Raw genomic sequence first — 1,105 nt, 5'->3', positions numbered from 1 at the left:
CCTGCACCAGGGCGCGGGCGTTGCCGGGGTTGGTCTCGAGGTGCAGCACGCGGTTGGCGTGGGCATAGAGCACCGGGTCGCTCTTGACCTGCTCGTAGGCTGGCAGGCGGATGACGGTGCGCTCGCGCGGAGGCAGGGCGATCTTGCCGCTGCGGGCGGGCAGGGCCGGGTTGACCACGAACTGGATGGGCTTGGCACCACCTTGCAGGTCGGCCTGGGCCGCGCCACCGATCTGCACCTTGCCGCTGTTCTTGAGCGGGTCGAAGGCGCCTTCTTCTTCGCGCGCACAGGTCTCGCCCTGGGCCTCGGCCTGCTGGGCCATGGTCATGTAGGGGTTGATGTGCTGGTCGATGCGGCCGGGCATGTCGACCTCGGTGGAGTCGAGCTCGAACCAGCCTTCGGCGGTGGGGTCGTTGGTGCGGCGCAGGAAGGCGGTACCGCGCACGTCGGTGATCTGCTCGATGGGCTCGCGGGCGGCCAGGCGGTGGGCGACCTCGATGATGGCGCGCTCGGCATTGCCGTAGAGCAGCAGGTCGGCCTTGGCGTCCATCACGATGGAGCGGCGCACCTTGTCCTGCCAGTAGTCGTAGTGGGCGATGCGGCGCAGCGAGGCCTCGATGCCGCCCATGATGATGGGCACGTCCGAGTAGGCTTCCTTGCAGCGCTGGGCGTACACCAGCGAGGCGCGGTCGGGCCGCTTGCCGGCCACGCCGCCGGGCGTGTAGGCGTCGTCGCTGCGGATCTTGCGGTCGGCCGTGTAGCGGTTGATCATCGAATCCATGTTGCCGGCGGCCACGCCGTAGAACAGGTTCGGTTTGCCCAGGGCCTTGAAGGGCTCGGCGCTCTGCCAGTCGGGCTGGGCGATGATGCCCACGCGGAAGCCCTGGGCTTCCAGCACGCGGCCGATCACGGCCATGCCGAAGCTGGGGTGGTCCACATAGGCATCGCCGGTGACGATGATGATGTCGCAGCTGTCCCAGCCGAGCTCGTTCATCTCCTCGCGGCTCATGGGCAGGAATTTGGCGCGGCCGAAGCGCTTGGCCCAGTAAGGGCGGTAGCTCGTGATGGGCTTGGCCTTGGGCATGCGTTGCAGCTTAGCTTCTTC

General features: G+C 68.1%; 1 pseudogene. It reads right to left on the bottom strand.

The features are described 5' to 3' along the window. A pseudogene (locus tag QZ994_RS19960) lies at positions 1 to 1,084 on the bottom strand (YgiQ family radical SAM protein); the annotation flags it as partial. Positions 1,085 to 1,105 lie beyond the last annotated feature (21 nt).

The organism is Aquabacterium sp., from assembly GCF_021768455.1.
GTDB lineage: Bacteria > Pseudomonadota > Gammaproteobacteria > Burkholderiales > Burkholderiaceae_C > Aquabacterium.
This window is presented reverse-complemented; position numbering and strand designations above follow the sequence as displayed.